Genomic DNA, 13186 nt, shown 5'->3' with positions numbered 1-13186 from the left:
CCGCAACCGTGGCTTCCACGAACGACCTCAAGAACGGCATGGTGCTCAAGCTCGACGGGGGCCAGCTTTGGTCCGTCGTCGAGTTCCAGCACGTCAAGCCCGGTAAGGGCCCGGCCTTCGTGCGCACCAAGCTCAAGAACGTCCTCTCCGGCAAGGTGGTCGACAAGACCTTCAACGCCGGTGTCAAGGTCGAGACGGCCACCGTCGACAAGCGCGACATGCAGTACTCGTACAAGGACGGCGAGTACTTCGTCTTCATGGACATGGAGACGTACGACCAGCTCCACATCGACCCGAAGGCCGTCGGCGACGCCGCGAACTTCCTGATCGAGGGCTTCACCGCCGTCGTCGCCCAGCACGAGGGCGAGGTGCTCTTCGTGGAGCTGCCGGCCGCCGTCGAGCTGGTCATCCAGGAGACCGAGCCGGGCGTCCAGGGCGACCGCTCCACCGGTGGCACCAAGCCCGCCATCCTGGAGACCGGCCACCAGATCCAGGTCCCGCTCTTCATCACCACGGGCGAGAAGATCAAGGTCGACACCCGCACGAGCGACTACCTCGGCCGGGTGAACAGCTAACCGTGGCCGCCCGCAACACGGCCCGCAAGCGCGCCTTCCAGATCCTCTTCGAGGGTGACCAGCGCGGCACCGATGTCATCACGGTCCTCGCCGACTGGGTCCGGCTCTCCCGGAGCGACACCCGGCAGCCGCCCGTCAGCGAGTACACCATGCAGCTCGTCGAGGGGTACGCCGAGCGCGCCCGCCGTATCGACGACCTGATCGCCCAGTACGCGGTGGGCTGGACGCTCGACCGGATGCCGGTCGTCGACCGCAACCTCCTGCGCCTCGGCGCGTACGAGCTGATCTGGGAGGACGAGACCCCGGACGCGGTCGTCCTCGACGAGATGGTGCAGCTCGCGAAGGAGTTCTCCACGGACGAGTCGCCGGCCTTCGTGAACGGCCTCCTGGGCCGCTTCAAGGAGCTGAAGCCCGGCCTGCGCCGGGACGAGGCGTAACCGGTACGACAAGACGCCGGAGGGCCCGCAGCACGCCTGCTGCGGGCCCTCCGGCGTTCTCGGGGGCATACAAGGAAACCGCCGGGGTGGCAGAGATCGTCTCCCCGCCACCCCGGCGGCACGTTTCTGCTGCTGAGCCCGAGGGCTAGTTGTCCTCGTGGGCGACCGCGCGGCGCGCGTCCGCGTCCAGGACGCCCCAGCTGATGAGCTGCTCGGTGAGGACCGAGGGGGACTGGTCGTAGATGACGGCGAGGGTGCGCAGGTCGTCCTGGCGGATCGACAGCACCTTGCCGTTGTAGTCGCCGCGCTGGGACTGGATCGTCGCCGCGTACCGCTGGAGGGGGCCCGCCTTCTCGGCCGGCACGGTGGCCAGCCGCTCCAGGTCCAGGACCAGCTTCGGCGGCGGCTCGGCGGCCCCGCCCGGCGTGGTGCCCGGCAGCAGCTCCTGCACCGGAACGCCGTAGAAATCGGCCAGCTCGGCCAGGCGCTGCACGGTCACGGCACGGTCGCCGCGCTCGTAGGAACCGACCACCACGGCCTTCCAGCGCCCCTGGGACTTCTCCTCGACACCGTGGAGGGAAAGGCCCTGCTGGGTGCGGATGGCCCGGAGCTTGGCCCCGAGCTGTTTGGCGTATTCGCTGGACATATAGCTCCCCGGACACTGTGTAGACGCGGGCGGCAGGTGATCCCACCGCGCGGCTGGTAACTCACTGTGAGGTTACGCAGCGTGATTCTCCTGCGTCAAGCCGAATGGTCCACACCGACTCTTCCGTGGTAGTGGCCGCCCGTTGGGCCAAGCGGGTGAACAAGGCCCTCCGGCGACCTGCTAGGCTGGTTGGCGCAAATCCGACGTCCTTTAAAGTCCGTCCCGTGAGGCGGAGAAGGGGGTCCGTTTCGTATGGACACGCACGCCAATCCGCTCAACTCCGATGCCCGGCCCGTGCTCGAAGGCCCGGACATCGCCCGGGTCCTGACCCGCATCGCCCACGAGATCGTCGAACGCGCCAAGGGCGCCGACGACGTGGTGCTCCTCGGCATCCCCACGCGAGGCGTCTTCCTCGCCCAGCGGCTCGCCGTCAAGCTGGAGCAGGTCACCGGCCGGAAGATCCCCGTCGGTTCGCTCGACATCACGATGTACCGCGACGACCTGCGCATGCACCCCCCGCGCGCCCTCGCCCGCACCGAGATCCCCGGTGAGGGTGTCGACGGCCGCCTGGTCGTCCTCGTCGACGACGTGCTCTTCTCCGGCCGCACCATCCGCGCCGCCCTCGACGCCCTGAACGACATCGGGCGCCCCCGCGCGGTGCAGCTCGCCGTCCTCGTCGACCGAGGGCACCGGGAACTCCCGATCCGCGCCGACTACGTCGGCAAGAACCTCCCCACGTCGCTGCGGGAGACGGTCAAGGTCCAGCTCGCCGAGGAGGACGGACGGGACACCGTGCTGCTCGGTGCCAAGTCTGCCGACCAGTAGCGCTTCCGGGTGCCCGGCCGCTCAGGCGTGCCCCGGCGCACCCAGGTCCGCCCGAAACCTCCCGTATTAACTGCCTTACGGAGCCTGACAGATGCAGCGTCATCTCATCTCGGCCGCCGACCTCACCCGCGACGACGCCGTCCTGATCCTCGACACCGCCGAGGAGATGGCCCGGGTCGCGGACCGGCCGATCAAGAAACTGCCGACCCTGCGCGGCCGCACGGTCTGCAACCTCTTCTTCGAGGACTCGACCCGCACCCGGATCTCGTTCGAGGCCGCCGAGAAGCGCCTCTCCGCCGATGTCATCAACTTCGCGGCCAAGGGCTCCAGCGTCTCCAAGGGCGAGTCGCTGAAGGACACCGTCCAGACGCTGGAGGCGATGGGCGTGGACGCCGTCGTCATCCGGCACAGCGCCTCCGGCGCCCCCTACCGCCTCGCCAACTCCGGCTGGATCGACGCCCCGGTCATCAACGCCGGCGACGGCACCCACCAGCACCCCACCCAGGCCCTGCTGGACGCCTTCACCATGCGCCGCCGCCTGATCGGCGCCGACGCCGGGCTCGGCCGGGACCTCGACGGCAAGCGCGTCACCCTCGTCGGCGACGTCCTGCACAGCCGGGTCGCCCGCTCCAACGTGGACCTGCTGCACACCCTGGGCGCCGAGGTCACCCTGGTCGCCCCGCCCACCCTGCTCCCGGTCGGCGTGGAGACCTGGCCCTGCGAGGTCTCCTACGACCTCGACTCCACGCTGCCCAAGTCCGACGCGGTGATGATGCTCCGCGTCCAGCGCGAGCGGATGAACGCCGCGTTCTTCCCCACCGAGCGCGAGTACTCCCGCCGCTACGGCCTCGACGGCGACCGGATGGCCAGGCTGCCGGAGCACGCCATCGTGATGCACCCCGGCCCCATGGTCCGGGGCATGGAGATCACCGCCGAGGTCGCCGACTCCGACCGCTGCACGGTCGTGGAGCAGGTCGCCAACGGCGTCTCCATCCGCATGGCCGTCCTGTACCTGCTGCTCGGCGGCAACGAGCCCGCCGGCGCCCAGCCCGCCACCTCCCACCTTCGTACCGAGGAGAAGTAAGACCCATGAGCAAGATCCTGATCCGTGGTGCGAAGGTCCTCGGGGGCGAGCCGCAGGACGTCCTGATCGACGGCGAGCTGATCGCGGCGGTCGGCACCGGGCTGAGCGCCGAGGGCGCTGAGGTGATCGAGGCCGATGGCAAGGTGCTGCTGCCGGGCCTGGTCGACCTGCACACCCATCTGCGCGAGCCGGGCCGCGAGGACTCCGAGACCGTGCTCACCGGCACCCGCGCCGCCGCCTCCGGCGGCTTCACCGCCGTCTTCGCCATGGCCAACACCTTCCCGGTCGCCGACACCGCCGGCGTGGTCGAGCAGGTCTGGCGGCTCGGCAAGGAGTCCGGCTACTGCGACGTACGCCCCATCGGCGCCGTCACCGTGGGCCTGGAGGGCAAGAAGCTGGCCGAGCTGGGCGCCATGCACGACTCGGCCGCCGAGGTCAGCGTCTTCTCCGACGACGGCAAGTGCGTGGACGACGCGGTCATCATGCGCCGCGCCCTGGAGTACGTGAAGGCGTTCGGCGGGGTCGTCGCCCAGCACGCCCAGGAGCCCCGGCTCACCGAGGGCGCCCAGATGAACGAGGGCGTCGTCTCCGCCGAGCTGGGCCTGGGCGGCTGGCCGGCCGTCGCCGAGGAGTCGATCATCGCGCGGGACGTGCTGCTCGCCGAGCACGTCGGCTCCCGGCTGCACATCTGCCACCTCTCCACGGCCGGCTCGGTGGAGATCATCCGCTGGGCCAAGTCCCGGGGCATCGACGTCACCGCCGAGGTGTGCCCGCACCACCTGCTCCTCACCGAGGAGATGGTGCGCACCTACAACCCCGCCTACAAGGTGAACCCGCCGCTGCGCACCGAGCGCGATGTCCGCGCCCTGCGGGAGGCGCTGGCGGACGGCACGATCGACATCGTCGCCACCGACCACGCCCCGCACCCGCACGAGGACAAGGACTGCGAGTGGGCCGCGGCCGCCATGGGCATGGTCGGCCTGGAGACCGCGCTGTCCGTGGTGCAGGAGACCATGGTGGAGACCGGCCTGCTGGACTGGGCCGCGGTCGCCGACCGGATGTCCTTCACCCCGGCCCGGATCGGCGGCGCCGCCGGCCACGGCCGCCCCGTCGCCGCGGGCGAGCCCGCCAACCTCACCCTCGTGGACACGGCCTACCGTGGACAGGTGGACCCCGCGCGCTTCGCCTCGCGCAGCCGCAACACCCCCTACGAGGGCCGCGAGCTGCCGGGCCGTGTCACCCACACCTGGCTGCGGGGCAAGGCCACGCTCATGGACGGGAAGCTCACGTGACACCTGCAACTCAGCTCGCCGTATCGCTCGCCGCCGGGCTGGCCGACGAGAAGAAGTCGGCCGCGGTGACCGACTGGGCCGCCCGGCTGGGCTGGCTCGTCGGCCTGGCCCTCTTCGTCGCCCTCGTCTACTGGCTGATGCGCGAGGGCTGGAAGTGGCGCGGCACCCTCCAGAGCGACCTGCCCGCACTCCCCGAGGTGCCGGACGACCTCGGCCCCGTGAAACTGACCCTCAGCGGCCGCTACCACGGCTCCACCACCGCCGGGCAGTGGCTGGACCGGATCGTGGCCCACGGCCTGGGCTCCCGCAGCCGGGCCGAGCTGACCCTCACCGACGAAGGGCTGGCCGTCGAGCGCCCCGGCGCCACCGACTTCTTCATCCCCGTGGCCGCGCTGCGCGGCGCCCGGCTCGACAAGGGCATCGCGGGCAAGGTCCTCACCGAGGGCGGACTGCTCGTGGTGACCTGGGAGCACGGCGGGAAGCCGATCGACTCCGGCTTCCGCTCCGACCACGCGGCCGAGCACACCACCTGGGCCGACACCCTGAACCAGATGACCAACCACACGGAAGGCGCACGATGACGACCTCCACCAGGGGAGCCGCGAAGACTCCCGCCGTACTCGTCCTGGAGGACGGCCGCATCTTCCGCGGCCGCGCCTACGGGGCCGTGGGGGAGACCTTCGGCGAGGCCGTGTTCTCCACCGGCATGACCGGCTACCAGGAGACCCTGACCGACCCCTCCTACGACCGCCAGATCGTCGTCGCCACCGCCCCCCAGATCGGCAACACCGGCTGGAACGACGAGGACGACGAGTCCGGCCGCATCTGGGTCTCCGGCTACGTGGTCCGCGACCCCGCGCGCGTGCCGTCCAACTGGCGCTCCCGGCGCTCCCTGGACGACGAGCTGACCGCCCAGGGCGTCGTCGGCATCAGCGGCATCGACACCCGCGCCCTCACCCGCCATCTGCGCGAGCGCGGCTCGATGCGCGCCGGGATCTTCTCCGGCGAGACGCTGGCCCCCGACGCCGAGCTGGTGACCCGGGTCCAGGCCCAGCCGCACATGAAGGGCGCGAGCCTCTACGAGGAGGTCGCCACCAAGGAGGCGTACGTCGTCCCCGCGGTCGGCGAGAAGAAGTTCACCGTCGCCGCGATCGACCTCGGCATCAAGGGCATGACCCCGCAGCGGATGGCCGAGCGCGGCATAGAGGTCCACGTGCTCCCGGCGACCGCCACCGCCGAGGACGTCTACGCCGTCGAGCCCGACGGAGTGTTCTTCTCCAACGGCCCCGGCGACCCGGCCACGGCCGAGGGCCCGGTGGCCCTGATGACCGCCGTGCTGGAGCGGAAGACCCCGCTGTTCGGCATCTGCTTCGGCAACCAGATCCTCGGCCGCGCCCTCGGCTTCGGCACGTACAAGCTGAAGTACGGCCACCGGGGCATCAACCAGCCTGTCCAGGACCGCACCACCGGCAAGGTGGAGGTCACCGCGCACAACCACGGCTTCGCCGTGGACGCGCCGCTGGACCAGGTCAGCGACACCAGGTTCGGCCGCGCCGAGGTCTCCCACGTCTGCCTGAACGACGACGTGGTGGAGGGCCTCCAGCTGCTCGACCAGCCGGCCTTCTCGGTCCAGTACCACCCCGAGGCGGCGGCCGGTCCGCACGACGCCGCCTATCTGTTCGACCGCTTCACGTCTTTGATGAGCACCGTCCGGGAGGGCCAGCGTGCCTAAGCGCTCCGACATCCAGTCCGTCCTGGTCATCGGCTCGGGTCCGATCGTCATCGGTCAGGCCGCCGAGTTCGACTACTCCGGCACCCAGGCGTGCCGCGTGCTCAAGGCCGAGGGCCTGCGCGTGATCCTCGTCAACTCCAACCCGGCGACGATCATGACCGACCCGGAGATCGCCGACGCCACCTACGTCGAGCCGATCACCCCCGAGTTCGTCGAGAAGATCATCGCCAAGGAGCGCCCCGACGCCCTCCTGCCCACCCTGGGCGGCCAGACCGCCCTGAACACCGCCATCTCGCTGCACGACAGCGGGGTGCTGGAGAAGTACGGCGTCGAACTGATCGGCGCCCGGCCCGAGGCGATCCACAAGGGCGAGGACCGCGACCTCTTCAAGGGCGTCGTGGAGGAGGTCCGCAAGAAGACCGGCCACGGCGAGTCCGCCCGCTCGGTCATCTGCCACACCATGGACGACGTCCTCGCGGGCGTCGACACGCTCGGCGGCTACCCCGTCGTCGTCCGTCCCTCCTTCACCATGGGCGGCGCCGGCTCCGGCTTCGCCCGCGACGAGAAGGAGCTGCGCCGCATCGCCGGCCAGGGCCTCACGCTCTCCCCGACCACCGAGGTGCTCCTGGAGGAGTCCATCCTCGGCTGGAAGGAGTACGAGCTGGAGCTGATGCGCGACAAGAACGACAACGTCGTGGTCGTCTGCTCCATCGAGAACTTCGACCCGATGGGCGTGCACACCGGCGACTCCATCACCGTCGCGCCCTCGATGACGCTCACCGACCGCGAGTACCAGCTCCTGCGCGACGTCGGCATCGCGATCATCCGCGAGGTCGGCGTGGACACCGGCGGCTGCAACATCCAGTTCGCGGTGAACCCCGAGGACGGCCGGGTCATCGTCATCGAGATGAACCCGCGCGTCTCCCGGTCCTCCGCGCTCGCCTCCAAGGCCACCGGCTTCCCGATCGCCAAGATCGCCGCCAAGCTGGCCGTCGGCTACACCCTGGACGAGATCCCGAACGACATCACGAAGGAGACCCCGGCCTCCTTCGAGCCCACGCTCGACTACGTCGTCGTCAAGGCCCCCCGGTTCGCCTTCGAGAAGTTCCCGCAGGCCGACTCCACGCTGACCACCACCATGAAGTCGGTCGGCGAGGCCATGGCCATCGGCCGCAACTTCACCGAGGCGTTCCAGAAGGCACTGCGCTCGCTGGAGAAGAAGGGCAGCCAGTTCACCTTCGTGGGCGAGCCCGGCGACAAGACCGCCCTCCTCGAAGAGGCGGTGCGCCCCACCGACGGCCGGATCAACACCGTCATGCAGGCCATCCGCGCGGGCGCCACGCCGGAGGAGATCTTCGAGTACACGAAGATCGACCCGTGGTTCGTCGACCAGCTCTTCCTGATCAAGGAGACCGCCGACGAGCTGGCCGAGGCCCCCGAGCTGACCGCCGAACTGCTCGCCGAGGCCAAGCGGCACGGCTTCTCCGACCTCCAGATCGGCGAGATCCGGGGCCTGCGCGAGGACGTCGTCCGCGAGGTCCGGCACGTGCTCGGCATCCGCCCGGTCTACAAGACGGTCGACACCTGCGCCGCCGAGTTCGCCGCGCAGACGCCGTACTTCTACTCCTCCTACGACGAGGAGAGCGAGGTCGCGCCGCGCGAGAAGCCCGCCGTCATCATCCTGGGCTCCGGACCCAACCGCATCGGCCAGGGCATCGAGTTCGACTACTCCTGCGTCCACGCCTCCTTCGCGCTCTCCGACGCCGGGTACGAGACCGTGATGGTCAACTGCAACCCGGAGACCGTCTCCACCGACTACGACACCTCCGACCGGCTCTACTTCGAGCCGCTCACCCTGGAGGACGTGCTGGAGATCGTGCACGCGGAGTCCCTCGCCGGCCCGATCGCCGGTGTGGTCGTGCAGCTCGGCGGCCAGACCCCGCTGGGCCTCGCGCAGGCGCTCAAGGACAACGGCGTGCCGGTCGTCGGCACCCCGCCCGAGGCCATCCACGCCGCCGAGGACCGGGGCGCCTTCGGCCGCGTGCTCGCCGAGGCCGGCCTGCCCGCGCCCAAGCACGGCACCGCCACCACCTTCGCCGAGGCCAAGGCCATCGCGGACGAGATCGGCTACCCGGTCCTCGTCCGCCCCTCCTACGTCCTCGGCGGACGCGGCATGGAGATCGTGTACGAGGAGGAGCGCCTCTCCGCGTACATCGAGGAGTCCACCGAGATCAGCCCGTCCCGGCCGGTCCTGGTGGACCGCTTCCTGGACGACGCCATCGAGATCGACGTCGACGCCCTCTACGACGGCGAGGAGCTGTACCTCGGCGGCGTCATGGAGCACATCGAGGAGGCCGGCATCCACTCCGGCGACTCGGCGTGCGCCCTGCCCCCGATCACCCTCGGCGGCTTCGACATCAAGCGGCTGCGCGCCTCCACCGAGGCCATCGCCAAGGGCGTCGGCGTCCGCGGACTGATCAACATCCAGTTCGCCATGTCGGGCGACATCCTCTACGTCCTGGAGGCCAACCCGCGCGCCTCCCGCACGGTCCCCTTCACCTCCAAGGCGACCGCCGTCCCGCTCGCCAAGGCCGCCGCCCGCATCTCGCTGGGCACGACCATCGCCGAGCTGCGCGCCGAGGGCCTGCTGCCCGCCACCGGCGACGGGGGCGAACTCCCGCTGGACGCGCCGATCTCCGTCAAGGAGGCCGTGATGCCCTGGTCCCGCTTCCGGGACATCCAGGGCCGCGGCGTGGACACCGTGCTCGGTCCGGAGATGCGCTCCACCGGCGAGGTCATGGGCATCGACTCCGTCTTCGGCACGGCGTACGCCAAGTCGCAGGCGGGCGCGTACGGCCCGCTGCCCACCAAGGGCCGCGCGTTCATCTCGGTCGCCAACCGCGACAAGCGCTCGATGATCTTCCCGGCCCGCGAGCTGGTCGCCCACGGCTTCGAGCTGCTGGCCACCTCCGGCACCGCCGAGGTCCTCAAGCGCAACGGCATCAACGCCACCGTGGTGCGCAAGCAGTCCGAGGGCACCGGCCCGAACGGCGAGCGGACCATCGTCCAGCTCATCCACGACGGCGAGGTCGACCTCATCGTCAACACGCCGTACGGCACCGGCGGCCGCCTCGACGGCTACGACATCCGTACGGCGGCCGTGGCCCGCTCGGTGCCCTGCCTGACCACCGTCCAGGCGCTCGCCGCCGCCGTCCAGGGCATCGACGCCCTCGGCCGCGGGGACGTGGGCGTCCGGTCGCTCCAGGAACACGCGGAACACCTGAACGCCGCCCGCGACTAGCCACCCGAGGGGGACACCGGAAACGGTGTCCCCCTCTTCATGAGGACAGCCATGTACAAGTTCTTCTTCGACCTCGTCTTCACACGGATGGACCCGGAACAGGCCCACCACCTGGCCTTCCGCTGGATCCGCCTGCTCGCGCGCATTCCGGTCCTGCGCACCTTCGCCGCCGCCGCGCTCGCCCCCCGGCACCCGGAACTGCGCACCGAGGCCCTCGGCCTGCGCATGCACGGCCCCTTCGGGCTCGCCGCCGGCTTCGACAAGAACGCCGTCGGCATCGACGGGCTCTCCATGCTCGGCTTCGACCATGTCGAGATCGGCACCGTCACCGGCGAGGCCCAGCCCGGCAACCCGAAGAAGCGGCTGTTCCGGCTGGTCGCCGACCGCGCCCTGATCAACCGCATGGGCTTCAACAACGAGGGCTCCCTCGCCGTCGCCGCCCGCCTCGCCTCCCGGCGCCCGGTGTTCCGTACGGTCGTCGGCGTCAACATCGGCAAGACCAAGGCCGTCGCCGAGGCGGACGCCGTCGCGGACTACGTGAAGTCCGCCGAGCGGCTCGCCCCGCACGCCGACTACCTCGTGGTGAACGTCTCCTCCCCGAACACCCCCGGGCTGCGCGACCTCCAGGCCACCGAGGCGCTGCGCCCGCTGCTCGGCGCCGTGCGCGAGGCCGCCGACCGCGCCACCGGCGACCGCCGCGTGCCGCTCCTGGTGAAGATCGCCCCCGACCTCGCGGACGAGGACGTCGACGCCGTCGCCGACCTCGCCGTGGAACTCGGCCTGGACGGCATCATCGCCACCAACACCACCATCGCCCGCGAGGGCCTCGGCCTGCGCTCCGCGCCCTCGGTGGTCAAGGAGACCGGCGGGCTGTCCGGCGCCCCGCTCAAGGGACGCTCGCTGGAAGTCCTGCGCCGCCTGTACGCGCGCGCGGGCGACCGCATCACCCTGGTGGGCGTCGGCGGCGTCGAGACCGCGGAGGACGCCTGGCAGCGCATCCTGGCCGGCGCCACCCTGGTCCAGGGCTACAGCGCCTTCGTCTACGAGGGCCCCTTCTGGACCCGTGCCGTCCACAAGGGCCTCGCCGCCCGGCTGAAGGCCAGCCCGTACGCCACCCTCGCCGACGCGGTCGGCGCCGACGTCAGGAACCCCGCATGAGCGAGCCCTTCGGTACCCGTCTGCGCCGTGCCATGGACGAGCGCGGCCCGCTGTGCGTCGGCATCGACCCGCACGCCTCGCTGCTCGCCGACTGGGGCCTGGGCGACGACGTGGCCGGCCTGGAGCGGTTCAGCCGCACGGTCGTGGAGGCCGTCGCCGACCGGGTCGCCGTGATCAAGCCGCAGAGCGCGTTCTTCGAGCGGTTCGGCTCGCGCGGAGTCGCCGTCCTGGAGCGTGTCGTCGAGGAGACCCGCGCGGCGGGCGCCCTGGTGGTGATGGACGCCAAGCGCGGCGACATCGGCTCCACCATGGCCGGGTACGCGGAGGCGTTCCTGCGCAAGGACGCCCCGCTGTTCTCGGACGCGCTCACCGTCTCCCCGTACCTCGGCTACGGCTCGCTCGCCCCGGCGGTCGAGCTGGCCCGGGAGAGCGGCACCGGGCTGTTCGTGCTCGCGCTGACCTCCAATCCGGAGGGGCCCGAGGTGCAGCACGCGGTCCGCGCGGACGGGCGCAGTGTGGCCGCGACCGTGCTGGCCCACCTCGCCGCCGAGAACACGGGCGCCGAGCCGCTGGGCTCCTTCGGCGCGGTCGTGGGCGCCACGGTGGGCGACCTGTCGTCCTACGACCTCGCCATCAACGGGCCGCTGCTCGCCCCCGGCGTCGGTGCCCAGGGCGCCACCCCGGCGGACCTCCCGGCGGTGTTCGGCAGCGCGGTGGGCAACGTGGTGCCGAACGTCAGCCGGGGCGTGCTGCGGCACGGTCCCGACATCGCGGCGCTGCGGGCGGCCACGGCGGCCTTCGCGGGCGAGATCAGGGCCGCCGTCGCGGGCTCCTGAGCACGGCGGACGGGCTCGACCGGGGGTCCGGGAGGCGAATACATCCACGAATCGTGGGCAGTATGCCCGAAAAGTCCGACCTCACGGAGGCTGACCAGGACTTTTCCGCTGTTCTCGCTGACTCCGGCGGACATGCCCGCTAGTCTCCGAGCAGTGAGAGCGGGCGAGCGTGTTGCTCGTCCCTCCCCAGGTGTGGGGCGACTAGGTTCCTCACCGGTCCGTATCCGACAGTTCGACATCCGAGGTGACGTAGGCGTGGCTCTTCCGCCCCTTACCCCTGAACAGCGCGCAGCCGCGCTCGAAAAGGCCGCCGCGGCTCGCCGGGAGCGGGCCGAGGTCAAGAATCGACTCAAGCACTCCGGCGCCTCGCTGCACGAGGTCATCAAGCAGGGCCAGGAGAACGAGGTCATCGGCAAGATGAAGGTCTCGGCTCTGCTGGAGTCCCTGCCGGGCGTGGGCAAGGTCCGCGCCAAGCAGATCATGGAGCGTCTGGGTATCTCCGAGAGCCGTCGTGTCCGCGGCCTCGGTTCCAACCAGATCGCTTCCCTGGAGCGTGAGTTCGGCAGCACCGGCTCCTGAGTCCGGGCACTGCCCGGACCGGAGTCCCGGACACTCCGGGATTGCTGGAATAATCGCTGCATGGCTGGAACATTCCGGGGGACGTCCCCCGTACCCCCGGACGCACGTCCGCGGCTGACCGTGCTCTCCGGCCCCTCCGGGGTCGGCAAGAGCACGGTCGTCGCCCACATGCGCAAAGAACACCCCGACGTCTGGCTGTCGGTGTCCGCGACGACCCGCAAGCCGCGCCCCGGCGAGCAGCACGGCGTCCACTACTTCTTCGTCAGCGACGAGGAGATGGACAAGCTGATCGCCAACGGCGAGCTGCTGGAGTGGGCCGAGTTCGCCGGCAACCGCTACGGCACGCCGCGCACGGCCGTGCTGGAGCGGCTGGAGAAGGGCGAGCCGGTGCTGCTGGAGATCGACCTCCAGGGCGCCCGGCAGGTCCGCGAGTCGATGTCCGACGCCCAACTGGTCTTCCTCGCCCCGCCCTCCTGGGATGAGCTGGTGCGCAGGCTCACCGGCCGGGGCACCGAGCCGCCGGAGGTCATCGAGCGCCGGCTGGAGGCGGCCCGGACGGAACTGGCCGCCGAGCCCGAGTTCGACGTGACCCTGGTCAACACCTCCGTCGAGGACGTGGCCGGGGAGCTGCTAGCCTTGATGGACGTTGTGTGATCGTGACCGCCGTCCATCGACAGGACTCACCGGTCACGGTGCTCCACACCGACTGATTCTTTCCCAC

At 70.8% G+C, this 13186-nt stretch carries 13 protein-coding genes; 12 read left to right on the top strand and 1 reads right to left on the bottom strand.

The features are described from left to right. Positions 1-8: 8 nt before the first annotated feature. Both efp and nusB read left to right on the top strand, forming a co-directional pair. Entirely contained in the window at positions 9-575 is a 567-nt protein-coding gene (efp, locus tag D0Z67_RS04315; protein ID WP_030810617.1) for an elongation factor P, read from the top strand. Between the two features lie 2 nt (positions 576-577). Continuing rightward, the gene (gene nusB, locus D0Z67_RS04310) at positions 578-1012 is read left to right on the top strand and encodes a transcription antitermination factor NusB (protein WP_031180173.1); all 435 of its coding nucleotides are present in this window, start codon (positions 578-580) and stop codon (positions 1010-1012) included. A gap of 145 nt (positions 1013-1157) precedes the next feature. On the opposite strand, the gene bldD is transcribed toward nusB, so the two are convergent. Continuing rightward, the gene (bldD, locus tag D0Z67_RS04305; protein WP_031180174.1) at positions 1158-1658 is read right to left on the bottom strand and encodes a transcriptional regulator BldD; all 501 of its coding nucleotides are present in this window, start codon (positions 1656-1658) and stop codon (positions 1158-1160) included. 252 nt (positions 1659-1910) lie between these two features. On the opposite strand from bldD, the gene pyrR reads away from it, so the two are divergent. The 10 genes from pyrR to gmk all read left to right on the top strand — a co-directional run bounded on the left by pyrR (position 1911) and on the right by gmk (position 13119). Then, positions 1911-2483, top strand: coding sequence for a bifunctional pyr operon transcriptional regulator/uracil phosphoribosyltransferase PyrR (pyrR, locus tag D0Z67_RS04300; protein WP_031180175.1), 573 nt, complete (start codon positions 1911-1913; stop codon positions 2481-2483). Positions 2484-2574: 91 nt separating this feature from the next. Next, a complete protein-coding gene (locus D0Z67_RS04295) occupies positions 2575-3567 on the top strand; it encodes an aspartate carbamoyltransferase catalytic subunit (protein WP_031180176.1) in 993 nt (330 codons plus the stop codon). Between the two features lie 5 nt (positions 3568-3572). Continuing rightward, the gene (locus tag D0Z67_RS04290) at positions 3573-4859 is read left to right on the top strand and encodes a dihydroorotase (RefSeq protein ID WP_031180177.1); all 1287 of its coding nucleotides are present in this window, start codon (positions 3573-3575) and stop codon (positions 4857-4859) included. Further along, positions 4856-5440: a PH-like domain-containing protein gene (locus D0Z67_RS04285; protein WP_031180178.1), complete on the top strand. Its 585-nt coding sequence runs from the start codon at positions 4856-4858 to the stop codon at positions 5438-5440. The genes D0Z67_RS04290 and D0Z67_RS04285 overlap by 4 nt, the downstream gene beginning before the upstream one ends. Beyond that, the gene (carA, locus tag D0Z67_RS04280) at positions 5437-6591 is read left to right on the top strand and encodes a glutamine-hydrolyzing carbamoyl-phosphate synthase small subunit (RefSeq protein WP_031180179.1); all 1155 of its coding nucleotides are present in this window, start codon (positions 5437-5439) and stop codon (positions 6589-6591) included. The genes D0Z67_RS04285 and carA overlap by 4 nt, the downstream gene beginning before the upstream one ends. Further along, entirely contained in the window at positions 6584-9892 is a 3309-nt protein-coding gene (gene carB, locus D0Z67_RS04275) for a carbamoyl-phosphate synthase large subunit (protein ID WP_031180180.1), read from the top strand. Before carA ends, carB begins: the two co-directional genes overlap by 8 nt. 51 nt (positions 9893-9943) lie before the next feature. After that, positions 9944-11050 carry a quinone-dependent dihydroorotate dehydrogenase gene (locus D0Z67_RS04270; RefSeq protein WP_031180181.1) on the top strand — a complete coding sequence of 369 codons (1107 nt, stop codon included), beginning with the start codon at positions 9944-9946 and terminating at the stop codon, positions 11048-11050. After that, positions 11047-11886 (top strand): orotidine-5'-phosphate decarboxylase, encoded by an 840-nt coding sequence (pyrF, locus tag D0Z67_RS04265; RefSeq protein WP_031180182.1) that lies wholly within the window; start codon positions 11047-11049, stop codon positions 11884-11886. The genes D0Z67_RS04270 and pyrF overlap by 4 nt, the downstream gene beginning before the upstream one ends. A gap of 255 nt (positions 11887-12141) precedes the next feature. Then, positions 12142-12465 carry an integration host factor gene (locus tag D0Z67_RS04260; RefSeq protein ID WP_030810589.1) on the top strand — a complete coding sequence of 108 codons (324 nt, stop codon included), beginning with the start codon at positions 12142-12144 and terminating at the stop codon, positions 12463-12465. 60 nt (positions 12466-12525) lie between these two features. Then, positions 12526-13119 (top strand): guanylate kinase, encoded by a 594-nt coding sequence (gene gmk / locus D0Z67_RS04255; protein ID WP_051887526.1) that lies wholly within the window; start codon positions 12526-12528, stop codon positions 13117-13119. The last annotated feature ends 67 nt before the right edge of the window (positions 13120-13186 follow it).

The sequence above is a fragment of the Streptomyces seoulensis genome (genome assembly GCF_004328625.1).
Lineage (GTDB): Bacteria > Actinomycetota > Actinomycetes > Streptomycetales > Streptomycetaceae > Streptomyces > Streptomyces seoulensis.
This window is presented reverse-complemented; position numbering and strand designations above follow the sequence as displayed.